Origin of the sequence: Noviherbaspirillum denitrificans, assembly GCF_002211445.1 — a bacterium.
Taxonomy (GTDB): Bacteria; Pseudomonadota; Gammaproteobacteria; order Burkholderiales; family Burkholderiaceae_D; genus Noviherbaspirillum; species Noviherbaspirillum denitrificans.
In genome coordinates this window covers 715681-737561 of sequence record NZ_LSTO01000001.1, presented here as the reverse complement: position 1 = coordinate 737561, position 21881 = coordinate 715681, and the positions used below count along the sequence as shown (strand labels likewise).

At 62.7% G+C, this 21881-nt stretch carries 17 protein-coding genes; 7 read left to right on the top strand and 10 right to left on the bottom strand.

The genetic code is table 11. From position 1 onward, the window contains the following. The first annotated feature begins 50 nt into the window (after nucleotides 1-50). The 3 genes from AYR66_RS03730 (at nucleotide 51) to AYR66_RS03720 (ending at nucleotide 4298) form a co-directional block, all read left to right on the top strand. Nucleotides 51-1457 (top strand): bifunctional enoyl-CoA hydratase/phosphate acetyltransferase, encoded by a 1407-nt coding sequence (locus tag AYR66_RS03730; RefSeq protein ID WP_088706409.1) that lies wholly within the window; start codon nucleotides 51-53, stop codon nucleotides 1455-1457. After that, on the top strand, nucleotides 1454-2650 hold the full coding sequence (locus AYR66_RS03725) for an acetate/propionate family kinase (RefSeq protein WP_088706408.1): 1197 nt from the start codon (nucleotides 1454-1456) through the stop codon (nucleotides 2648-2650). Before AYR66_RS03730 ends, AYR66_RS03725 begins: the two co-directional genes overlap by 4 nt. A 139-nt stretch (nucleotides 2651-2789) precedes the next feature. Continuing rightward, a complete protein-coding gene (locus tag AYR66_RS03720; protein ID WP_088706407.1) occupies nucleotides 2790-4298 on the top strand; it encodes a hypothetical protein in 1509 nt (502 codons plus the stop codon). A gap of 70 nt (nucleotides 4299-4368) precedes the next feature. Here AYR66_RS03720 and AYR66_RS03715 read toward each other — a convergent pair whose 3' ends face one another. Together AYR66_RS03715 and AYR66_RS03710 are read right to left on the bottom strand one after the other, a co-directional pair. After that, nucleotides 4369-5586 (bottom strand): polyhydroxyalkanoate depolymerase, encoded by a 1218-nt coding sequence (locus AYR66_RS03715; RefSeq protein WP_088706406.1) that lies wholly within the window; start codon nucleotides 5584-5586, stop codon nucleotides 4369-4371. A gap of 156 nt (nucleotides 5587-5742) precedes the next feature. After that, the gene (locus AYR66_RS03710; RefSeq protein ID WP_088706405.1) at nucleotides 5743-7461 is read right to left on the bottom strand and encodes a methyl-accepting chemotaxis protein; all 1719 of its coding nucleotides are present in this window, start codon (nucleotides 7459-7461) and stop codon (nucleotides 5743-5745) included. Between the two features lie 482 nt (nucleotides 7462-7943). On the opposite strand from AYR66_RS03710, the gene AYR66_RS03705 reads away from it, so the two are divergent. Then, on the top strand, nucleotides 7944-10166 hold the full coding sequence (locus tag AYR66_RS03705) for a malate synthase G (protein ID WP_088706404.1): 2223 nt from the start codon (nucleotides 7944-7946) through the stop codon (nucleotides 10164-10166). Nucleotides 10167-10262: 96 nt separating this feature from the next. Here the strand turns inward: AYR66_RS03705 and AYR66_RS03700 are convergent, their stop codons facing one another. Next, nucleotides 10263-11102 (bottom strand): class I SAM-dependent methyltransferase, encoded by an 840-nt coding sequence (locus tag AYR66_RS03700; protein WP_088706403.1) that lies wholly within the window; start codon nucleotides 11100-11102, stop codon nucleotides 10263-10265. A 74-nt stretch (nucleotides 11103-11176) separates the two neighbouring features. Between AYR66_RS03700 and AYR66_RS03695 the strand changes: the two genes are divergently transcribed. Both AYR66_RS03695 and AYR66_RS03690 read left to right on the top strand, forming a co-directional pair. Further along, the gene (locus AYR66_RS03695) at nucleotides 11177-11614 is read left to right on the top strand and encodes a helix-turn-helix domain-containing protein (protein ID WP_088706402.1); all 438 of its coding nucleotides are present in this window, start codon (nucleotides 11177-11179) and stop codon (nucleotides 11612-11614) included. 77 nt (nucleotides 11615-11691) lie between these two features. Continuing rightward, nucleotides 11692-12744 (top strand): NAD(P)-dependent alcohol dehydrogenase, encoded by a 1053-nt coding sequence (locus tag AYR66_RS03690; protein WP_088706401.1) that lies wholly within the window; start codon nucleotides 11692-11694, stop codon nucleotides 12742-12744. A gap of 1 nt (nucleotide 12745) precedes the next feature. Here the strand turns inward: AYR66_RS03690 and AYR66_RS03685 are convergent, their stop codons facing one another. Continuing rightward, on the bottom strand, nucleotides 12746-13177 hold the full coding sequence (locus tag AYR66_RS03685) for a YciI family protein (RefSeq protein WP_088706400.1): 432 nt from the start codon (nucleotides 13175-13177) through the stop codon (nucleotides 12746-12748). Between the two features lie 77 nt (nucleotides 13178-13254). After that, on the bottom strand, nucleotides 13255-15612 hold the full coding sequence (locus AYR66_RS03680; RefSeq protein ID WP_088706399.1) for a DNA polymerase II: 2358 nt from the start codon (nucleotides 15610-15612) through the stop codon (nucleotides 13255-13257). A 214-nt stretch (nucleotides 15613-15826) separates the two neighbouring features. Here AYR66_RS03680 and AYR66_RS03675 point away from each other — a divergent pair, with 214 nt between their 5' ends. Continuing rightward, a complete protein-coding gene (locus AYR66_RS03675; RefSeq protein ID WP_088706398.1) occupies nucleotides 15827-16114 on the top strand; it encodes a hypothetical protein in 288 nt (95 codons plus the stop codon). Between the two features lie 76 nt (nucleotides 16115-16190). Here AYR66_RS03675 and AYR66_RS03670 read toward each other — a convergent pair whose 3' ends face one another. The 5 genes from AYR66_RS03670 to AYR66_RS29285 form a co-directional block, all read right to left on the bottom strand. After that, entirely contained in the window at nucleotides 16191-16871 is a 681-nt protein-coding gene (locus tag AYR66_RS03670; RefSeq protein WP_088706397.1) for a hypothetical protein, read from the bottom strand. Nucleotides 16872-17031: 160 nt separating this feature from the next. After that, nucleotides 17032-18597, bottom strand: coding sequence for a hypothetical protein (locus AYR66_RS03665; protein WP_141104018.1), 1566 nt, complete (start codon nucleotides 18595-18597; stop codon nucleotides 17032-17034). Between the two features lie 154 nt (nucleotides 18598-18751). Continuing rightward, nucleotides 18752-19459: a response regulator transcription factor gene (locus AYR66_RS03660; RefSeq protein WP_170942051.1), complete on the bottom strand. Its 708-nt coding sequence runs from the start codon at nucleotides 19457-19459 to the stop codon at nucleotides 18752-18754. Between the two features lie 108 nt (nucleotides 19460-19567). Next, entirely contained in the window at nucleotides 19568-21124 is a 1557-nt protein-coding gene (locus AYR66_RS03655; RefSeq protein ID WP_088706394.1) for an SET domain-containing histone-lysine N-methyltransferase, read from the bottom strand. Between the two features lie 90 nt (nucleotides 21125-21214). Next, on the bottom strand, nucleotides 21215-21881 hold a 667-nt coding region (locus AYR66_RS29285; RefSeq protein ID WP_206047044.1), incomplete at its 5' end, for an SETD3 family histone-lysine N-methyltransferase.

Below are 21881 nucleotides of genomic sequence, written 5' to 3'. Positions count from 1 at the left end.
TGCCGGATGTTGCGACACCATCGCACCCAGTCAATCACTACCAAGAAGCCATGAACGACATTTCTACGCATTACATCGAGAACGTCACTTATGACGAGCTCGCCATCGGGCAGTCCGCCCGCCTCGTCCGCACCCTGGCCCTGTCCGATATCCAGGCCTTCGCCGCCGTATCCGGCGATTACAACCCGACCCACGTCGATGCCGAATATGCGGTGCAGACGCTGTTCCATGGCGTTGTCGCCCACGGCATGTGGGGCGCCACCTTGATTTCCAGCCTGCTCGGCACCCAATTCCCCGGCGCGGGCACCGTTTATGTCGACCAGTCGCTGCACTTCACCAAGCCGGTGATGGTTGGCGATACGTTGACCGTCATCGTAACCGTCACCGGCAAGGAAGACACCACCAAGCGCGTCGCACTGGAGTGCCAGGTCGTGAACCAGGCAGGCGCGACTGTCCTGTCCGGCAATGCCGTCGTGCTCGCACCGACGCAAAAGGTGCGCCGCAAGGCCATGAACCTGCCACAGGTACGCACTTTCGATCCGCAGGCCCGCTTCGATGCGCTGATCTCCAGCGTCAGCCACCTGCCCGCGGTGCGCTGCGCTGTCGTACATCCCTGCGACAGCGAATCCCTGAAGGGCGCGCTCAATGCCGCCCACTTCAATCTTGTCTACCCGGTGCTGATCGCGCCCGAGATGAAACTGCGCGCCGTCGCCGAAGCAGCCGGCCTCGACCTCAATGGATTCGAAGTCATCAACGTCGAGCACAGCGTCGCCGCCGCCCAGCGTGCCGCCGAGATGGCCGCCAACGGCGAAGTGGAAGCCATGATGAAGGGCAGCCTGCACACCGACGAGCTGATGAGCGCCGTGGTCACCACGCGCGCGCTGCGCACCAAGCGCCGCCTGTCGCACGTGTTCCGCTTCGACGTGCCGATGTATGACCGTCCACTGCTGATCACCGACGCCGCCATCAACATCAAGCCCACGCTCGAGGAAAAAGCCGACATCATCCAGAACGCGATCCACCTCTCGCATGCGCTCGGCAACGAATGCCCGAACGTGGCCATCCTGTCGGCGGTGGAAACCGTCAACGTGAAGATGCAATCCACGCTCGACGCCGCCGCACTCTGCAAGATGGCCGACCGCGGCCAGATCAAGGGCGGCGTGCTGGACGGCCCGCTCGCATTCGACAACGCGATTTCCATGGAAGCCGCGCGCATCAAGGGCATCGAATCGAAGGTCTCCGGCAACGCCGACATCCTGGCCGTGCCCGATCTCGAATCCGGCAACATGCTGGCCAAGCAGCTCGAATACCTTGCAGGCGCCACCACCTGCGGCATCGTGCTCGGCGCACGCATCCCGATCGCGCTGACCAGCCGCGCCGACAGCGCCAACGCCCGCGTGGCTTCCGCCGCACTGGCGCTGATGATGGCCCACCAGAACCGCAAGGTGCAGCCATGAGCACGGCACAGAACGCCATCCTCGCCGTCAATGCCGGCTCGTCGTCGCTGAAGTTCGCGCTGTATCCGCAGAACGGCACCGAGATCGGCGCCGCCCCCCTGTCCGGCAACATCGAAGGCCTGGAAGCCGGCGGCTCGCCGCTGGTCAAGGTATCGAGCAAGGACGGCAACAGCACCGAAAAGCTGGAAGCCGGCGAAGGCACGCCGCACGAACGCGCGCTGTCGGCGCTGCGCAGCGTGCTGGAGCGCCATGCACAGGGCATCCGCATCACCGCGGTAGCCCACCGCATCGTGCACGGCGGCTCGCGCTTCGCGGCGTCCGTCGTGCTTGACGACGACACCGTGGCTTACCTGGACACGCTGTGCTCGCTGGCGCCGCTGCACCAGCCGCACAACCTGGCGGGCGTGCATGCTTTCCGCAAGCACTTCCCCGACCTGCCGCAGATCGGCTGCTTCGACACTGCCTTCCACGCCACGCTGCCGGAAACGGAATACACCTTCGCGCTGCCGAAGGCATTGCGTGACGAAGGCATCCGCCGCTACGGCTTCCACGGCCTGTCCTACCGCTATGTAACGGACCGCCTGCTGGAACAGACGCCGCGTGCAAAGGGACGCATGGTCATTGCCCACCTCGGCAACGGCGCCAGCGTCTCGGCCGTCAAGGAAGGCAAGAGCATTGCAACCACCATGGGCTTCTCCGCGCTGGATGGCCTGATGATGGGCACGCGCAGCGGCTCTACCGATCCCGGCGTGCTGCTGCACCTGCTGCGCCAGGGATGGAGCTGGGAACAGCTGGAACGCACCCTGTACCGCGAGTCGGGATTGCGCGGCGTGTCCGGCATCTCGGCTGACATGCGCACGTTGCGCGCGAGCGAAGAACCGGATGCGAAACTGGCGATCGGCATCTTTACCCATCGCCTGCTGCGCGAGTGCGGCGCGCTGACCGCCTGCCTGCGCGGACTGGATGTGCTGGCCTTCACCGGCGGCATTGGCGAGCACGACACGGCATTGCGCAAGGAAGCCTGCGATGCGCTGTCCTACCTCGGCGTGAAGATCGACGACGCGGCGAACCGCGAAGCGACGCGCGACGCGATCATGCCGATCCATGCGAAAGACAGCACCGTGGAAGTCTGGGTGGTCCCGACGGATGAAGGAAGGGTCGCTGCACAGGATGCGGCGCGGCTGATCAGCTGATCCGGGCGGAATGAAAAAGGCGGCACGATGTGCCGCCTTTTTTTCGCCTGTCGTCATGACAATCTTTGAAAAATGGATGCGGTCCGGTCATCGATAATGAAGCCAGAAAAATAATCAAGCACCTTACCGATGAGACATCATGCGCCAACTGCTGACCGGAATGTTTCACCCCGACCAATTTACGGATGGCGCATCGAACTCGTCGAGCTCCGGAGAACAGCTGCGCGAAGGCGTCATGGGCAATATGGCGGATCCGCGAAATGAGAGCGCTTTCCCGCAGCCGGATCCCGGGATGCTGGCATTCGGTTCTTCATCTGCATCGCCGGTCTCCGCACCCGCCAATGCGGCAGCAGATCGCCTGCGGCGCCGGCTGAACCTCACACACGGCGGCACCTTGTCCGCGGCACACCATGCACGCGAACTGGATCGCATCCGCCGTGAATTGCTCCACACCTGCGGCCTTGGCGATCCAATCGGTCCCGATGTGATTTTCTCTACATCCTCGACCAAGCTTTATCACACAGCCACCCGCCTGACCTGCTGCACAACCGCCTCCCTGACGCGCCTCATCGTCGTCGGTGCGGAAGAATCGGGCATGCCCGCCTGGGGCGACGGCATGGTCGAGACAGTCAACGTGCCGCTCCGGAATGCGGACGGCACGCCACGACAGGCAGCGAGCGTGGACGGCGACGTCGGGTCCCTGGTGAACGAAGCGATTGCAATGGAGTGGCGCGTCCTGATTATCCTGGCCGATGTCTCCCCGACGGGATTGAGCGGGCCGGGCATCGCATGTGCGGTTGCGGTACGCGATCGCTTCCCCGATTCGGTGACCGTCCTGGTCGACGCCTGCCAGTTCCGCCTGGCGCCGTCGACCTTGCGCGCCTATCTCGAGCACGGTTTCATGGTGGCGATGTCGGCATCAACCTTCCTCGCCAGTCCCGCCTGGGCCGGCGCATTGATCCTGCCCGACGCGATGCGTTTTCGCCTGCGCAGGCGGCTGCTGCACCCGGCATTGATGCAGTATTCCACGCGCGCCGACTGGCCTCCCGATTGGCCGGGTGCCGACATGCTGGACGAGGCTGCCAGCCTGGGACAGCTGATGCGCTGGGAAGCCGCGCTGGAAGAACTGCGCGCGTTTCGCCGCGTGCCGGATGCGGAGATTGCACGCTTCCTGCACGACTTTGCGGCGGCGATCCAGGCGCGCCTGCAGGCAGACCCGCACTTCGAGCCACTCGCGTTACCGCCGCTTGAGCGCATTACTGGAAGCGGCGCCGCCTGGGACTGCGTGCCCACGATGTTTCCGTTCCTGCTGCATGAACCATCGCGCACCTCGTGCAGGCGTCCTATCGGGCGGGAAGATACCGAGCGCATCCACCACCTGCTGCAATCGAACCTGGTAGACGATCACGGACTTGAGTTCGCGAACGGCAATCATGAAATCGCGATGCTGCGTTGCCAGCTGGGCGAGCCTGTTCCATGCGGCTCGCGCAATGGTGTGCCAGTCAGCGCGTTGCGCTTGTGTGTCAGTGCGCGCATGGTGATCGACGCCGCGCGCGGCAACAGCCAGGCCATCATCGACAAGGCGCTGGCAACGCTGGACAAGACGGCGCTGCTTGTCCGCGTCATCCTGTACGGATCCGTGTTCTGAAAAGGAAAACGGCAGCACTTTCGTGCCGCCGCTTTTCACACCTCCCGCGGTCCAGTTGGAACCGCCCCCTTTATCCGTTGTGCGCGCGGATGAATTCTGAAACCAGCGGGCAGATATTTTCGCGCCAGCGGCGCCCCGAGAAGATGCCGTAATGGCCGCTCTCGGCTTCCACGTGGTGCTTGCGATGCTCGGCCGGAATCGACGAGCACAGCTTGTGCGCCGCTTCCGTCTGGCCGGGGCCGCAGATGTCGTCCTTGCCGCCCTCCACCGTCAGCAGCGCGACGTTCTTGATGTCTTGCGGACGCACCAGCTTGCCGTCCACCTTCCACGTGCCGTTGGGCAGCGCGAAGTCCTGGAACACGGTCTTGATGGTTTCGAGATAGAACTCGGCGGCCATGTCGAGCACCGCGTTGTATTCATCGTAGAACTTCACGTGCGCATCGGCGGGATGGCCGTGGGCGCGGTCTTCGTAGAAGTGCAGGTAGCTTTCCATGTGCTTTTCCGGATTCATCGCGATGAATCCGGCATGCTGCAGGAAGCCGGGATACACGCGGCGGCCGGCGCCCGGATAGTTGAACGGCACGACATCGATCACCGAGTTTTCGAACCATTCGTACGGGCGTTCGGAGGCGAGCTTGTTCACTTCGGTCGGAGAGAGGCGGCCATCGATCGGGCCGCCCATCAGCGTCATCGTGCGCGGCTGGATGTCGCCGGCGGTCGCCATCAGGGACACCGCGGCCAGCACCGGCACCGTGGGCTGGCAGATCGCCATCACATGCACGTCCGGGCCGAGCAGGCGGATGAAATCCTGCACGTAATGCACATAATCATGCAGGTGGAAGGCGCCCTGGGACACCGGCACCATGCGGGCATCGATCCAGTCAGTGATGTACACATCCTGCTCGTGCAGCAGCACGCGCACCGTGTCGCGCAGCAGTGTGGCGTGGTGGCCGGACAGCGGCGCGACGAGCAGCAGCTTCGGCTGGTTCAACGCCTTGCTTGTTTTCTTCTCGAAGTGGATCAGGTTGCAAAACGGTTTGGCGGCGACCGTCGCCTCTTCGATTTCGACAAACTGGCCGTCGACCGTCGTGGATTCGATGTTGAAGCTGGGTTTGTTGTAATCCTTGCCGATTCGATGAAAGAGTTCCGCTCCGGCGGCAATGTTTCGCGCGAACGGCGTGTAAGCCAGCGGCGAAACAGCGCTCGTGAACAGATGGGAAACAGCGTCGGCCCACTGGGCCATGGGGCTGATTGCGGCGTGTTGCAGTTCGTGGATCTGATACAGCATTTTTATTTCCCGTGGTTCGTGACTTCAATCAAGTATTTTCCCCAAAGCAAATGCAAGTTGCATGCCACACGGAAAGGTTATTGAAGAAAAAAAAGGCCGCCTGCGAACAGGCGGCCCAAGGGCTTTCCCTACAGGAGGGAGAGGAGACAACGGGTATCAGAACTCCATCCAGTCATCCGTACCGGTACGGACGGCTGCGGCAAGTTTCGGGTTGCGCGGTGCGAGCCCAGCAGGCTTCTTCACCACCGCAACGGGCAAGGGTGCAACGGCATTCGTCACAGCGGGCACTTCGGCCTCGGGGGCGTCAGCAGGCTCCTGCTCATCGGCAAACTGCTCGAGCTTGAACACATTCACCAGCTCGGCGAGATTCGCTGCCTGTTCCTGCATCGCTTCCGCGGCAGCGGCCGATTGTTCGACCAGCGCGGCATTCTGCTGCGTGGCTTCGTCCATCTGCGTGATGGCCTGGTTGATCTGCTCGATGCCGGACGTCTGTTCGCGGCTGGCGGAGCTGATTTCATCCATGATGTCGGTCACGCGCTTGACGCTCTCGACTACCTCATGCATGGTCGCGCCGGCCTGGTCCACCAGTTTCGAGCCGGCGGCGACCTTGTGCACGGAATCCTCGATCAGCACCTTGATTTCCTTTGCTGCGCCGGCGGAACGCTGGGCCAGGTTGCGCACCTCGGCAGCCACCACCGCGAAACCGCGGCCCTGCTCGCCAGCACGTGCCGCTTCCACGGCCGCATTCAGCGCGAGGATGTTGGTCTGGAAGGCGATGCCGTCGATGACGGTGATGATGTCGGAAATCTTGCGCGCCGATTCGTTGATCGAGCCCATCGTGTCGACGACCTGCTCGACCACCGCGCCGCCCTTCACCGCCACCTGCGATGCGGACTGCGCCAGCACGTTGGCTTGCGCGGCGTTGTCGGCGTTGGCCTTCACGGTCGAGGTCAGTTCTTCCATCGACGATGCGGTTTCCTGCAGCGAGCTGGCCTGCTGTTCGGTCCGCGAGGACAGGTCGAGGTTGCCGGTCGCGATTTCGATCGAAGCCGTCGTCATCGTCTCGGTGCCCGAACGCACCTGGGACACGATGCGCACGAGGCTGTCATTCATTTCCTTGAGGGCTTCCATCAGCTGGCCGGTCTCATCCTTCGATTTCACCTGCACGTCGCCGGTCAGGTCGCCCTGCGCCACGCGGCGTGCGACGTCGACCGCTTCATGCAGCGGACGGGTGATGCTGCGGGTGACGAGCCATGCGGCGCCGAGGCCGATGACGAGTGCCGCGCCGCCCAGTGCCCAGGTCAGGATCAGCGTGTTCTTGTAGGAAGCGCGCGCATCTTCCACGGCGGTGTCGGCCATCTTGTCGAGCATGCGGACCAGTTCGTCCATCGCGCCCAGCCACTTGCGCTGGTTCGGCCAGACGTCATTGACCAGCACCTTGACCGCTTCTTCCTTGTTGTCTTCGTTCAGCAGGTCGATCACCTTGTCGGTGAGCGGCTCGGTTGCAGCCTTGGCGGCGGCGATCTTGGCCAGCACTTCCTTGCCCTTTTCACTCGTCATCAGGCGTTCGAGGTTCTCGACATAGGAAGCGTATTCGTCGCGGTCGTCGAAGATGCGGTCGGATTCACGGTCCTTCTGCTTGTCGTCCGTCATCAGCGCGAGGTTGCGCGTGGCCAGGCCGATGGACAGCACCGACTGGCGCATCTCGAACGCAGCCTTGGTCATCACATTGTTCTGGTTGACGATGCCGTCGAGGCTGCGCTCGATGCTAGCCAAGCGCGAAATGCTCGTCAGCGCCAATGCGATCATCAGCACCAGCACGAGGCCGAACCCCAGCCCCAGCCGCATCCCGATTTTCAGATTGGAGATTTTCATGGTCATCTTCCCTCTAGATGAAAGCCGTATTCGTCGATCTTGATGGTTGTCAACTTGTCCCACGTCAAAAGCAAATAGTTTGCCAGCAGACAAATCGGCGTCCGGACACGGCGCAATTGAGGAAACCACAAGTTTTAGGGAAGAATTTGTCTGTCAGTTTCCCGAAAGCAGGAATCCGATCCTGATTGCGGGAAAGAAAGGCTGGTTGCGGGAAAAAAGGGAATTAAACCCCTATTAATCAAAAGGATTTACGCGCTCGATGATATTTCCACATGGAAATATTTGACGGAGTAACGCTGTCACGTGGCAGTTTCATGCCTGATTTCACCGTCGAAATCGATTTGTGACAAAAACGCATAAATCAAGTGACTAAACGTTTCGTTCATGCACTTTTTGCTCGCATATACTTTGAACCAGCCTATAACAATTGAACAGGCGCCCGCGCGCCCGATTCATGACAACTTCACACGAGGATGCACTCCATGACCGCACGTACTTCCGTCCATCGCCTCCAGGTTGCCACCGTCCTGTACCGCTTCATTGAAGACAAGGTCCTGCCGGGCACCGGCATCGACAGCGCCGCCTTCTGGAAGGGTTTCGACGCCATCGCCCACGACCTGGCCCCGAAGAATGCCGCCCTGCTCGCCGAGCGCGACCGCATCCAGCTCGAGATGGACAAGTGGCATCGCGCCAACCCCGGCCCGATCCAGGACATGGGCGCCTACCGCGCCTTCCTGCAATCGATCGGCTACCTGCTGCCGGCGCCGGGCGATGTCAAGGCGACCACCGCCAACGTCGACGCCGAACTCGCGCTGCAGGCAGGCCCGCAGCTGGTCGTGCCCATCCTCAATGCCCGCTATGCCCTGAACGCCGCCAATGCGCGCTGGGGTTCGCTGTATGACGCCCTGTACGGCACCGATGCCCTGCCCGAGACGGACGGCGCGACCCGCACCGGCCCCAACGGCGAAGGCTATAACCCGGTCCGCGGCGCCAAGGTCATCGCCTTTGCCCGTAACTTCCTCGACCAGACCGCGCCGCTGGCCAAGGGCTCGCACGCCGACGCCACCGGCTACAGCGTTGCCGGCGGCAAGCTGGCTGTCGCACTGAAGGATGGCAGCACCACCGGCCTCAAGGATGAGCAAAAATTCATCGGCTTCCAGGGCAAGGCGGAAGCACCGACGTCTGTCCTGCTGAAGAACAACGGCCTGCATATCGACATCCAGGTCAACCGCGACACGAAGATCGGCAGCCAGGATGCCGCCGGTGTCGCCGACGTCGTGGTCGAAGCCGCGCTGTCGACCATTCTCGACCTGGAAGACTCAGTCGCCGCCGTGGATGCGGACGACAAGGTGCTGGCCTATGAAAACTGGCTGGGCATCCTGCAGGCCACGCTGGTGGAGAGTGTTTCCAAGGGCGGCAAGACCTTCAACCGCACGCTCAACGCCGACCGCAAGTACAACGCCGGCGCGGGTGCGACCGATGCGAAGGACGGCATCGTCACGCTGCACGGCCGCTCGCTGCTGTTCCTGCGCAATGTCGGCCACCTGATGACCAACCCGGCCGTGCTGCTGGATGGCGGCAAGGAAATCCCGGAAGGCATCATGGACGCGATCGTCACCGTGACCATCGCCCTGCACGACCTCAAGCGCAAGGCCGGCCAGGAAATCGGCAACTCGCGCACCGGCTCGGTCTACATCGTGAAGCCGAAGATGCACGGTCCGAAGGAAGTTGCGTTTGCTTCCGAACTGTTCGGCCGCGTCGAGCAGCTGCTCGGCCTGCCCAACGAAACCGTCAAGCTCGGCATCATGGATGAAGAGCGCCGCACCAGCGTCAACCTCAAGGCGTGCATCAAGGAAGCCGCCGGCCGTATCGCCTTCATCAACACCGGCTTCCTCGACCGCACCGGCGACGAGATGCACACCGCGATGCATGCCGGCCCGATGATGCGCAAGGGCGACATGAAGACCAGCAAATGGCTGTCCGCCTACGAGCGCAGCAACGTGCTGACCGGCCTGTCCTCCGGCCTGCGCGGCCGCGCCCAGATTGGCAAGGGCATGTGGGCCATGCCGGACCTGATGGCTGCCATGCTGGAACAGAAGATCGGCCATCCGAAGGCAGGCGCCAACACCGCCTGGGTGCCCTCCCCGACCGCCGCGACGCTGCATGCGCTGCACTACCACCAGGTCAGCGTCGCCGACGTGCAGAAGGAACTGGAAAAGATCGACGCGCCGGCCGAGATCGAGCGCCTGCTCGGCGAACTGCTGCAGATCCCGGTGGTGGCGAAGGCCGAATGGTCCGCTGCCGAAATCCAGCAGGAACTGGACAACAACTGCCAGGGCATCCTCGGCTACGTGGTGCGCTGGGTCGACCAGGGCGTGGGCTGCTCCAAGGTGCCCGACATCCATAACGTCGGCCTGATGGAAGACCGTGCCACGCTGCGCATCTCCAGCCAGCACATCGCCAACTGGCTGCTGCACGGCGTCGTCACCGAAGCACAAGTGACCGAAACCATGCAGCGCATGGCCAAGGTGGTGGACGGCCAGAATGCCGGCGACCCGCTGTACAAGCCGATGGCGCCGAACTTCGAGGCGTCGTATGCGTACCGCGCAGCGCGCGACCTCGTGTTCAAGGGGCTGGAGCAACCGGCTGGCTACACCGAGCCGCTGCTGCATGCATGGCGTTTGAAGGTGAAGGCGAACGCCTGATCTGGTAGCGAAAGAATGAGAACGGGCCGGTCTGCGAAGACCGGCCCTTTTTTTGTCTGGTGGAAGGCGCTCCGCTTGTCCGCCCTGCCTTCCTTGTCACGCGGCACGCGCGCTCACATTCCAGCACGCCGCGGTATATCGGACCTCATTTCCATGCACATAAGGATTGAAGGCGGCATGCACTGTTTCGACGACATGGCTGCGCGTCTGCGCATCCGCCTCTTTCAGCATCCGTCCAAGCGGCCCCATTCGCGTCAGGTATTGCAGAAGCCCGCTGGCCGGAAACGCGCAAGCAATATCGACCGGCTCGATGCTGACCTCCGCCCAGCTGCTCTCATCGAGAATTTGGCGCACGCGCTCAGCGTCCGCAAAGGCGAATTGACCTGGCTCATCCGGCCGGCGGGCGGGCATGGCCGGCAGCAGTGCGGCGGCAGCACGCTCCGCGGTCGTCATGAAAGGATTCTCCGCAGGGTCTCGCCATGCAAGGAATCGGAGCGTCGCACCGTCGCACGCCGCCCTCCGCAGGTTTGCGAAAGCGGCCACGGAATCGTCGAAGAACATTACGCCAAAACGCGAAATGATCAAATCGAAGCGCGCCGGCTCGAACCCATGCCTTTGCGCATCGCCACACAGGAATTCCGTCTGGAGTCCTTCGCCCGCGGCACGTGCCCTTGCCGCAGCGATCATTGGCGCGGAGATATCGATGCCGACACAGCTGCCTGCCGAACCAAGCCGGCGCGAGACCGCGAGCGAAGTGCTGCCTGTTCCGCAACCGACATCGAGGACACGCAGCCCCGGTGAAGCCATGTCGGCGAGCAGCGCTTCCATCGGCCTGAACATCGCGTCGAGCAGTTCCTGCGCCTCGACCCAGGCATGCCCCGCATCGCCGTTCCAGAGTGCCGCCTGTCCGTTGTCGTTCTTGCGTTCCATCACCATGGTGTCTTCCTTTCGCTTGTTATCAATGTACACGGGTGATATCGTGCCACTTCAAGTCAACTTGAGGTCAAGCGATGACAATCCTGGATATTGGCGAAGTCGCACACCGCGCTGGCGTACCTGCATCAACCCTGCGCTATTACGAGGAAAAAGGCTTGATCGCATCGACGGGCAGGCACGGCTTGCGCAGGCTGTTCGATGAAAAGGTGCTGGAACGCCTGGCCCTGATCGCGCTTGGCCGCGCCTCCGGTTTTTCGCTGGACGAGATTGCCATTATGTTCGCGCCGGACGGACAGTTGCGGATCGACCGGAAATTGCTCCGGACCAAGGCAGACGACCTCGACCGGACCATCCGCAAATTGTGCGCGATGCGTGATGGATTGCGGCACGCAGCGTCCTGCTCCGCCCCGAGCCACCTGGAATGCCCGACCTTCCGCCGCATATTGAAAGCGGCGGCAAGCGGCGCAATCGGTGACAGGAAAAAGGCCGGGCCCAAGCCGCACCGCAATTGATTCACTCGCGGCAACTGCGCATCCGGAACCGAGCACCCGCAGCAGAGTCCATCCCCAATACAGCACTGGAGGACACTATGCTTGCTTCATCCGGATATGGCGCGACGAGCGCCCGCGAACCGCTCAGCAAACTCGACTTCACCCGCCGCGATCCCGGGCCGGATGATGTCCAGATCGACATTCTCTACTGCGGCGTCTGCCACTCGGACCTGCACACTGCCCGCAACGAATGGGGCAATACCGTCTACCCCGTTGTCCCAGGACATGAAATCATCGGCCGCGTCGTTGCCACCGGCGACAAGGTAAGCCGCTTCAAGCAGGGCGACCTCGTCGGCGTCGGCTGCATGGTGGATTCCTGCATGCACTGCCACGCCTGCGCCGAGGGCCTGGAGCAATATTGCGAGAATGGATTTGTCGGCACCTACAACGGCGAGGAAATGCACAGCGGCGGCATGACCTACGGCGGCTATTCCAGCAACATCGTCGTGCGCGACTGCTTCGTGCTGCGCATCCCGAAAAACCTCGATCCCGCAGCGGCAGCACCGCTCTTGTGCGCCGGCATCACCACCTGGTCGCCGCTCAAGCAGTGGCAGGTGGGACAAGGACACAAGGTGGGCATTGTGGGGCTGGGCGGCCTCGGTCACATGGGCATCAAGCTGGCACATGCGCTGGGCGCGCACGTGGTGCTGTTCACCACCTCGCCAGGCAAGCGGGAGGATGCACTGCGGCTCGGCGCCAATGACGTCGTAGTATCGAAGAACGCCGAGGAAATGAAGGCACACCGCAACTCCTTCGACTTCATCCTGAATACGGTCGCCGCGCCGCACGCGCTCGATCCCTTCCTGGAACTACTCAAGCGCGACAGCACGATGACGCTGGTGGGCGCACCGGCCACGCCGCATCCGTCGACGCAGGTATTCAACCTCATCATGAAACGACGGCGCCTCGCCGGGTCGCTGATCGGCGGCATTGCCGAGACACAGGAGATGCTCGATTTCTGCGGCGACCACGGCATCGTGTCCGACATCGAGATGATCCGCATCCAGGACATCAACGAGGCCTATGAGCGCATGCTCAGGAGCGACGTGAAGTACCGGTTCGTGATCGATATGGCGACATTGAAGCAGTAGCTCACTGTCCGGACTGCCGGGTAATCTCTGCCCGCAGCCGCTCTTCCTGTTCCCGCAGTTCCGGCGTGAACGCGTCGCCGAAATCCTCCGCCTCGAAGACCTGGCGAATCTCGATCTCGGATTCGCCCAGCATCGGGTTCGGGCAGCGCTTGACCCAGTCGATCGCTTCCTGCAGCGACGCGCATTGCCAGAGCCAGAAACCGGCGATCAGCTCCTTGGTCTCGGCAAAGGGGCCATCGGTCACGCTTCGGTCCTTGCCGGAAAAGCGCACGCGCGCGCCTTTCGAACTCGGATGCAGGCCCTCGCCGGCCAGCATGACGCCGGCCTTCACCAGTTCCTCGTTGAACCGGCCCATGTCGGCGAGCATTTGTTCGCTGGGCATGATGCCGGCTTCGCTGTTCTTGTCAGCCTTGACGATGATCATGAAACGCATGGAGATCTCCTTTTCAGTGGTTGGGATACTGCTGTTTCCACGACGTTCGGCACCGGGCAAAATCGACACCATCCCGATCAAAACAACATTTGTTGCCTGCTCGTCAACAACGCAAAATCATCATCGATGAACGGCAGGATGCCGTCCGCCACCGGCTGCAGCTGGCGCTCGATGTAGTGCTCGTAGTCGATCGGCGAACGCTGCGTCTCAAGCGGTTCCGGCCCCGCCAGCGTCATCACGTAGCGTATCCATCCGCCGTTCTGGTATTGCTGCGGACGCCCCTGCTCGCGGTTGTATTCATCGGCGATGCGTGCCGCGCGCACGTGCGGCGGCACGTTGCGCTGGTATTCGTCCAGCGGCCGGCGCAGCCGCTTGCGGTACACCAGCAGTTCGTCGAAGGCGCCGCCGCGCGTGCTTTCCACGTAGTCGCGCACATAGTCCCGGTAAGGTTCGCCATTGAAGATGCGCCGGTACAGCCCCTGCTGGAACTGCTGCGCCAGCGGTGTCCAGTCGGTGCGCACCGATTCCAGCCCCTTGAACACCAGCTCGCCGCCCGCGACCAGTCCCGCATAGCGTTTCTTGCTGCCTTCGTCCGAGCCGCGGATGGTCGGCATCAGGAAGCGCTGGTAGTGCGTGTCAAACTCCAGTTCCAGCGCGCTGTCGAGGCCGAATTCCTCGCGCAGGTGCCGCTGCCACCACTGGTTGACGTGGCGCACCAGCGTGTTGCCGATCTCCAGCGCCTGCTCTTCCGTATGCGGCCGCCTGAGCCAGACAAAGGTGGAATCGGTGTCGCCATAGATGACCGGGTAGCCCTGTTCCTCGATCAGCTTGCGCGTGCGCTGCATGATTTCGTGGCCGCGCATGGTGATCGAGGATGCGAGTCGCGGATCGAAGAAACGGCAGCCGCTGGAACCGAGCACGCCGTAGAAGGCATTCATGATGATCTTGAGCGCCTGCGACAGCGGCTGGTTGCCCTCGCGCTTGGCGGCGTCGCGCCCCTGCCAGACCTGGGTGACGATCTGCGGCAGGCAATGCTTGTCGCGCGAAAAGCGCGCGCCGCGGAATCCTGGCACCGATGTACTTTCGTCGGGATTGCCGGTGCCTTCCACCAGCCCCACGGGATCAATCAGGAAGGTGCGGATGATGGACGGATAGAGGCTCTTGTAATCGAGCACCATCACCGAGTCGTACAGGCCGGAGCGTGAATCCATCACGAAACCGCCCGGACTGCCCTCTCCCTCGACATCGCCAAGGTTGGGCGCGACATAGCCCTGGCGGTGCATCAGCGGCATGTAGAGATGTTCGAAGGCCGCCACCGAGCCGCCGCTGCGGTCGGCCGCCAGGCCGGTCACGCTGGCGCGCTCCAGCAGGAAGTCCATGATCCTGGTCTTGTCGAAGATGCGCGTGACCAGCTCGCAGTCCTTCAGGTTGTAGCGCGCCAGCGCCGGCTTGTCCTCGTCGAAGCGGCGCTGGATTTCCGCCATGCGGTCGTAGGGATTGTCAATGGACTTGCCTTCGCCGAGCAGGGTCTGCGAGACGGATTCGAGGCTGAAGGACGGGAAGTTCCAGGTCGCCGAGCGCAGCGCTTCGATGCCGTCGATGATGAGGCGGCCCGCCGCGCCGGCGAAGTAGTGCTGGCCGCGGGTGTGCTCGCGCCATTCCATGTCGCTGCCGTCGCGTCCGAGGCGCAGGGGTATGCCTGTTCTTTCCGCATGCTGTCGCAGCACACGCAGGTCGAACTGCACGAGGTTCCAGCCGATGATGGCATCGGGGTCGTGTTGCTGCAGCCAGGTGTTCAAGCGCTCAAGTATTTCTGCCCGCGTCTCGCAATAATCGAGATCGAAATCGCGCACGTCGTCATTCCCGTTCTTCGGCCCGAGCATGTAGACCTGCCGCTGGCCGCAACCTTCCAGCGCGATCGAATAGAGGTCGCCACGGGCGCTGGTTTCGATATCGAGGGACACGAGGCGCAAGCGCGGACGATAGCCCTGCGCCGGTTTCATCTGGCCGTCGAGCAGCGTCGCTCCGCCATCAGGATCGTGCCGTCCGTCGAACTGCACCGGCGCGGTGATGAAGCGTTCCATCAGGTAGCGCTCGGGCGGGCGCACGTCGGCTTCATAGACATCGACACCGTGCTCACGCAGGCGCTTTTCCAGCTTCAGCAGGTGGCGGTATTGGCGGCAGTACAGTCCCAGCACCGGGCGGCGCTGGAAATCCGACAGTGCAAGCGAACGCAGCTCGCAGCCGCGTTCGCCGCGCAAAGCCGCGTCCGCCTGCTCGCGCTGTGCGGCGGGGATGAAGGCGACCGAGGTTTGCGGGGCGAGACGGATCCTGCGCGGACCATCGTCCGTCGCCAGCCAGACTTCGACTTCCGTACCTGCGGCCGTGTCCCGCCAATGCCGCGTGAGCAGGAAGCCGTGCTTGTGTTGTTCCAACGTCAACCTTGAGTCAGTGCTGTATCGCCTCGATTGTAGAGCTTGTCCGGCACAGGGATGGAAAAGTCGGGACACGAAGCATTCGGACTATCGCAACACTTTTTATGACCTGAATCAAAGTAGTACGGAATGGCAGGTCCACCACCCTTGCCGCAGTGCAACGCAGTCCTATAATTTCCAAGGAGTAATCAAGTCGCTGCACACGGAGTTTGAAATGAATGTCACAACCGAATTCAAGCGCGCCTATGCCGACGCGCTGCGCAACATGCACCTGAACGAATCCGAAGTGGAACGCTATGCGGAACGTCTCGCGTCCACCGAAGGCATGGCGCCCGACCTGCTGGCGGAGGCGCATTTCGAGAAGATCATCAGCGAGCGCAATGCCCGCGTCGAGAAGAAGGCACGCACCACGCTGCGCAACTTGATCTGCGGCGCAGGCATGGTGGTTCCCGTGTCGGCGATCGCCAGCGCGGCGCTGCTGTTCCTGTACGTGACGCGCTAAGCCTGGCGGGCAACGGCAGCTGCCCTGCCCGCCTCCGGATCATTACACCGACTGCCCATTGCCTGGCAAAACCTTGTCAGGTGGGCGTTTCCACGGTTGGCGGCGGCAGTGCGTTCGGACCATCCTTCGGCAGGTTTGCCGGCAGGCGCGCGTCGTTCGGATCCGTGATTTTCTCGCCGGTCTTGCGATCGTAGTAGTGATTCTCGCCGGCCTTGTCGGTGTAGACCGCCACCGGTGATCCCTCGCCGTTCGGCGGAATGGCCTTGCCGTCCTTGTCGAAGAAGGTGGTCTTGCCCTTGTTCTCGTTAATTTGGTACTTCGGATAATCCGGGCTCGTCGGATCTGTCGTCTTGACAGTCGGATCCGGTTTAATCGATTCCGGCGCATCGCCCGGTTTGCCCTGTTCGTCGAGGATCGCCGGATTGCCGGTCCTGTCATCCAGTACCGGACCGTTGCCGTAGCGGTCGGTGGCGACGATCACGCCATTGTTGTCCCGCGCCACAGGAAGGTTTTTCTCGTTCACGACACCCTGCCCGTCTGCCGTCGTAACAGGATCGAACGGCTTCTTCGGCGCAGCAGCGTTCGGGTCCTTCTTCGGCCACGGATCCGGCCGGCTGACGGTGTTATCCGGCTGGCTCTTGTCGTTCTTCTTCTGCTCCGCGGGCTGCTTCGGGGCAGAGTCCTTCTTCGGTTCGTTATTGCCTTGTTGCGGCGCCTGCGGTTTGACCGGAGGCTTGTTGCTTACTGGTGGCGGCATGACGTGTCTCCTCTGCTTGAATGAAATTGGCCGGTAACTATCACATAGTGAAAATGCGCGCCGGTTTCAATAAAGAAAAACCGCTTCGTGCGTGAACACGAAGCGGTTTTTATGCAATGCCGGCCAGGAGGGACCGGCAAGGTGATTCAGACAGACAGCCTTATACCGAGGGTTCCGTCGGAATGTCCGACGGCATACCCGGCATTCCTCCAGGTGACATACCCGGCATCCCTCCCGGCGGCATGCCAGGGATATCGCCCGTCGGAAGATCGGGCAGCGGTCCCGGCATGCCCTGTGGAATACCTCCCGGGCTTGGCATCGTGATATTGCTCTTTGGCATCTCCTTCGGCAGTTCCATCGGCATGCGCGGATCGTTGGGATCGGTGATCTTCTCGCCGGTCTGACGATCGTAGTAGTGGATCTTGCCGTTCTTGTCGGCATAGATCACAGGCAAACGCGGATCGTTGGGATCGGTGATCTTCTCGCCGGTCGTTGCGTCGTAGTAGTGGTTGACACCGTTCTTGTCGGTGTAGACCACGACCTTCGGTCCCTCGCCATCGGAAGGCATGCCGTCCGGACCGCCGGGGATGTCCGACGCCTCACCCGGGCCGCCCGGCGGGGCAGCCGGGGCATCGTCAGGTGCATCCGGTTCGTCATCGCAGCAGCAATCGTCATGGCCGCCGGCCTTGGGTTCATCCGGAGCCTTGGGGCCGCCAGGCACCGGGCTGTCGATCGGAGACTTGGGCTCGGTTGGGCCCTTGGCATCGCCTCCAGGCGGAGCGGCGTCCGGGGCCTTGCCATCGCCTCCAGGCGGAGCGGCATCCGGGGCCTTGCCATCCGGTCCAGGCGCAGCGGCGTCCGGAGCCTTGCCATCCGGTCCAGGCGGAGCGGCGTCCGGACCCTTGCCATCCGGTCCAGGCGGAGCGGCGCCCGGGGCCTTGCCATCCGGTCCAGGCGCAGCAGCGTCCGGCGCCTTGCCATCCGGTCCAGGCGCAGCAGCGTCCGGCGCCTTGCCATCCGGTCCAGGCGGCGCAGCCCCCGGGGCCTTGCTGTCAGGTCCAGGCGCAGCGGCGTCCGGGGCCTTGCTGTCACCCGGCGGCAAACCGGCGTCCGGTGCCTTGGGATCGGTCGGCGTCTTGCCGTCGCCCGGGAGCGGGCCGGCCCCTGGCGACTTGCTATCGGCCTTGGGCGGAATGATCTTGTCAGGCGCATCGGTCGGATTGCCCTTGTCGTCCAGGATGACCGGGGCACCCGTTTTCGGATCCTTCAACGGTTGGCCGGTGGCCGGGTCGACTGCGATATTGACGCCGAAGCTGTCCTTGACGACCGGATTTCCGTCCGGTGTCTTCACTTGCTCGCCTTTTGCGTCCTTGACAGGCTCCATCGGCGGCAATTTTGGCGCATCGGGGCCCTTTGGCAGGTCAGGACCCTTTGGCAGGTCGGGACCCTTCGGTAGGTCAGGACCCTTCGGTAGGTCAGGACCCTTCGGCAGGTCGGGACCCTTCGGCAGGTCAGGACCCTTCGGCAGGTCGCCTCCTGTCGTATACATCTTCGGCATCGCAGGCGGCCGGTTGTAGGTATTTTCCGGCTGGGGCGGGAACCCGTTCGCCGAACCTTTCGGCATCGGGACCGGATCATTCTTCTGTTCATTCTTTGGTGCCGGAGGCGGCGGTGGCGGCGGTGGCGGCGCAACCGGTACCGGTCTGTTCTTTACTGGATTTGTCATGACTGCTCCTATTACTTGACGTCGGGGTACCCACCACTTCGTAAATCAACAAGGGGTAATCAGCACTTAGTAAAAGAGCAATCGGTTTTCAAGCAGGCAACAAAGAAAAATTTTGAAAATTTCGGAGCTTGCCCTCACGGGCACCGTGCGTTACTCATGCGCCTCGTTCGCGCGCCTCCTGCACGAACGGTTCAACGATTTCAAGGATGTAGCCGCGACCGCTGGCCATGCGGATCTGCACGCCGCGGTCCGGCAGCAGCTTGAGCTTGCGGCGCAGCTTGTAGATGTGCTGTTCCAGGGTGCGGCTGGCAATGTCGCCGGCGCGCCCGCAGACGGCCATCGAGAGCGCGTCGCGCGACAGGAATGTCCCGGGACAGGAGAAGAGCAGCCACGCCAGTGAGAATTCGGCAGGCGTCAATTCGACGATCCTGCCGCGGTCGGCGGCCATTTTCAATTCGACGTCGAACTCGAAACCGGCAAGCGAAATGCTGTGGCGGGGTATGTCGGCCTGGTAGGCGCGCAGGACGGCGTTCAGGCGTGCGGCGAATTCGTCATGCCCCATTGCGAGTGCGACGACGTCGTCGGCGCCTTCATCGAGCACCCGCACCGTGGATTCGCCGCCGACAGCCGGCGACAGGATGATGACCGGCAGCGCGCGCTCGCGGCATGCCCGCCAGGAACGGATGCTGCCTGCGGCAATTTCGCTGCGTGCCGCGAGAACGACGGTGGACAGGTTGGAAGCGAGTGCCTCCAGCAGATCGGCATCGCTGGTGAAGCGGATGCAGTGGAAACCGTGGCGCGCAAGAACGTCCAGCACCTGGCCGTACATGCTGTCGTCTCGGATATAACAGGCAATGCTCAAGGTGTGCTCCATAGAGGGTGCTATGAGGCAGGGACGGATGCCCATCCCTGCTTCATAACACTCTCTGCCACGCCTGCGGCAGGAAACCGCAGGCGTGGCCGGCGCACGTCAGGCAAACGCCCCGTGCGTAGTCTTGCGGCCGTGTTCCTGCTTGCGATGAACGGCCGGACGATGCTTCTTGGTCGGCAGGCGCGACACGTGCCAGAAGGGGCTGAAAACGTCGAGATGTTCCTGCAGATGCCGGAAGTATTTCTCGTACGGTTTGCCCTTGCGCACCTGTTCGCCTACCGCGCGTGCCAGCCGGAACGGCGAACTTTCCAGGACACCGATTGCCGTGCGCGCCATGTCCAGGTAGAACTTGAGGAGCCGCTTCTCGGACACCGCGGCCATGGTCGCAAAGCGCATGGTCCACGCCAGGTCCGGGTCCTTCAGCGCCTGCTCATCCTGCTCCAGCGTCGTGGTGTAACGCTCGAACGCACGCTCGGTCGCCGCCACCAGCATGCGCAGCGCGGCGATCTCGTTCCTGACACTGATCGGGTGGACCTTCGACTGGTCCTTCGCCTTCTTCTGCCGGTTCTTTTTCGAGGCCTTGGCGCTGTCATCCTCTTCCGGATCGACGCGTCCGAGCTCGACAACCGCCTTGCGCGTGCGCTCGATGTCGGTGCAGTTCGCCAGACGCAGGTAACTGAACATGTGGCGCACGTCGTCACTGTCGTAATCGTTCGTCACGAGGAAATGACGCTGCTTGCGCGATACCCAGCCGAGCTTGCGCGTGGCATTGAAGAACGGATGTTTCTTGCGGATTTCCGGAAGGTCGAACTCGACCAGGTTGTCCGGGTTCACTTCCATGCACAAGCCGTGGCTCATCAGCCAGCGGCCGTTGCTTCGCTTGCCGTAGCTTTCCAGGATTTCGCCGCCGGCCTGCAGGTCGGTCAGCGCCATGATGGTAAAGCCGTGCGTGGCGCGCCCGGTCCAGTGCGTCGGCGACGGCGAGGTGTGGTTGAGCATGTCGGCCAGCGGCACCATGCCCAAGGTCTCGTAACCGTCGATCATCAGCTTGTACACGCGGGTCGTCACCGCCATGCGGGCAAGCGCGAATTCATGCAGCGTCAGGCCCGGGAGAAAATCCTTGACCACCTTGTAGTCGTCGAACATCAATGCCTTGGCATCGATGAACTGTTGCCAGATGTGGGTTCCCTTGAGCATTTCCAGGTGCTTCTGGTCATAGAACAAGGGCATGCCGGGGAACTTGCTCGGCACCACATCGAAGTACGGCTTCCAGAAGCCGCCTTCGCGCTTCGTTTCAAGCAGGAAGGCAGCAAGATAGCCGTAAGGACTGAGCCAGCGGCGGCTTGCCTGTATGCGCCGGCCGACGTTGGACGCCTTCGCGACCTCGGTCGTGACCATCGCGCGGCGCGGCACATGCAGCACCACCTCGCCTTCGAGGATCTTCTCGGTCGCATAGACGCCGCGCAGGCCGTTGACGATACGGATTTCCAGGGAGGGATACAGTACGCCGTTCTCATCCAGGAACTGGATCAGGCGCTGCATCTTCTGCTCATCGGCATCCTTGTACTGGCCAAGGTCGTCCGCCTCCTGCGCCTCGTCGGTCTGCAAGGTTTTCAGCTCTTCCTCGTACAGCCTGTCGGCTTCATGCAAGCTCATGTGTTTCTCGCTCCGTTGGACGGCGGACGCACATGCGCCCGCCTTCTTCAGATAGGTCACTACCAGCAGCGTTTCAAACGCCGGTATGCCTTACTCCATGGACTTGGAGAGGTTGTCGTGCAGTGCCTGGAAATAGGCGCCGAACCGGGTGTCCGCCTTGGCGTAGTCGCGCAGGTCGCAGAACGGGTTCTGCAGGACGGTGATGGCCTGCTGCGCGAGTTCCTGGTAGTGACGCAGGATTTTCTTCTCGCCCAGGCGCACCGCTACCGCGTAACGCAGCTTGTCCGACACTTCGCCATTGGCCAAGAGCGCCTCGTCGTGTTCGATCGAGGTCGGGAACTTCTCCAGGCGGCGCTGGCAGGCACCATTGAGCGCGGTCAGCGCGGCGATTTCGTTCTTGCGGCTGATCGGCGGCACGTCGTTGACCTTGGCGCCGTTGACCATGGTGCGGAACACGCCGGGCATGTCTTCCAGGCAGCCCAGGCGCAGCATCGAGAACAGGGCCTTGGTATTGGCTTCGTCGTACTGCAGCGGCACCTTGAAAGAACGCACGTCTTCATTCAGCGTGCCGAGGTCCTTGGTGTAGGTCGCAAACGGGTGCGCGGGCAAGAGTGCCGGCAGTTCGATCTCGGCCTCGTTGGCGTCGTTGTTGTCCAGGCAGAAGCCGTGGTGCACGAACAGGCGGCCGTTGCAGCGGCGGCCATAGCTTTCGTACACGTGGCTGCCGGCTGCGACGTTCTTGCTGGCGTACAGGCTG

What these genes read in the sequence shown, in the direction of transcription:
- AYR66_RS03725 (WP_088706408.1), top strand. Translation starts at nt 1,454, where the DNA reads ATGAGCACGGCACAGAACGCCATCCTCGCCGTCAATGCCGGCTCGTCG.
- AYR66_RS03715 (WP_088706406.1), bottom strand. Translation starts at nt 5,586, where the DNA reads ATGCTGTATCAGATCCACGAACTGCAACACGCCGCAATCAGCCCCATG.
- AYR66_RS03670 (WP_088706397.1), bottom strand. Translation starts at nt 16,871, where the DNA reads ATGCCGCCACCAGTAAGCAACAAGCCTCCGGTCAAACCGCAGGCGCCG.
- AYR66_RS03665 (WP_141104018.1), bottom strand. Translation starts at nt 18,597, where the DNA reads ATGACAAATCCAGTAAAGAACAGACCGGTACCGGTTGCGCCGCCACCG.
- AYR66_RS03705 (WP_088706404.1), top strand. Translation starts at nt 7,944, where the DNA reads ATGACCGCACGTACTTCCGTCCATCGCCTCCAGGTTGCCACCGTCCTG.
- AYR66_RS03675 (WP_088706398.1), top strand. Translation starts at nt 15,827, where the DNA reads ATGAATGTCACAACCGAATTCAAGCGCGCCTATGCCGACGCGCTGCGC.
- AYR66_RS03685 (WP_088706400.1), bottom strand. Translation starts at nt 13,177, where the DNA reads ATGCGTTTCATGATCATCGTCAAGGCTGACAAGAACAGCGAAGCCGGC.
- AYR66_RS03690 (WP_088706401.1), top strand. Translation starts at nt 11,692, where the DNA reads ATGCTTGCTTCATCCGGATATGGCGCGACGAGCGCCCGCGAACCGCTC.
- AYR66_RS03720 (WP_088706407.1), top strand. Translation starts at nt 2,790, where the DNA reads ATGCGCCAACTGCTGACCGGAATGTTTCACCCCGACCAATTTACGGAT.
- AYR66_RS03655 (WP_088706394.1), bottom strand. Translation starts at nt 21,124, where the DNA reads ATGAGCTTGCATGAAGCCGACAGGCTGTACGAGGAAGAGCTGAAAACC.
- AYR66_RS03700 (WP_088706403.1), bottom strand. Translation starts at nt 11,102, where the DNA reads ATGGTGATGGAACGCAAGAACGACAACGGACAGGCGGCACTCTGGAAC.
- AYR66_RS03710 (WP_088706405.1), bottom strand. Translation starts at nt 7,461, where the DNA reads ATGAAAATCTCCAATCTGAAAATCGGGATGCGGCTGGGGCTGGGGTTC.
- AYR66_RS03695 (WP_088706402.1), top strand. Translation starts at nt 11,177, where the DNA reads ATGACAATCCTGGATATTGGCGAAGTCGCACACCGCGCTGGCGTACCT.
- AYR66_RS03730 (WP_088706409.1), top strand. Translation starts at nt 51, where the DNA reads ATGAACGACATTTCTACGCATTACATCGAGAACGTCACTTATGACGAG.